Genomic DNA, 517 nt, shown 5'->3' with positions numbered 1-517 from the left:
GAATAGGTCACCATGACCGGAATGTCCGGCCGCGGCTTGCGCGCGCCGAGCGAGGTCGACGAGGCCGGGTAGGGATCGACGTCGAAGGCCACGGAATGGCTCTGGGACAGCTTCTCGATCAGCGGCAGCGTCTCGACGGAGCGGCCGTGATTCTCCGGCTGCGCGCATTTGTGGTGGCTGATGACGACGGGCGCGCCGACCGCCGCGCCGATCCGCAGCGTCTCCTCGATGCTGTCGAGCACATGGTTCGCCTCGTCGCGCATGTGGGTGACGTAGAGGCCGCCCGTGCCGCGCAGCGCCTCGGCGACGGCGATGACCTCGTCGGTCGGGGCGTGCTTGCTGGGCGGGTAGAAGAGGCCCGTCGAGAGACCCGAGGCCCCCTCGGCCAGGGACTGCGCGAGCATCTTCCGCATGCGCTCGGCCTCCTTGTCCGTCGCCGGACGGTCGAGGTCGTTGCGGCCCATGGCGCCGACGCGCAGCGACATATGGCCGATGAGCGCGACGGTGTTCACAGAGG

Annotated in this window: 1 pseudogene; it reads right to left on the bottom strand. The window is 69.6% G+C overall.

Annotated elements, in window-relative coordinates:
- Positions 1-517: pseudogene (locus tag AC1DWF_RS38680) on the bottom strand (D-aminoacylase); the annotation flags it as partial.

This window comes from Aminobacter sp. P4_D5 (assembly GCF_056401815.1).
This window is presented reverse-complemented; position numbering and strand designations above follow the sequence as displayed.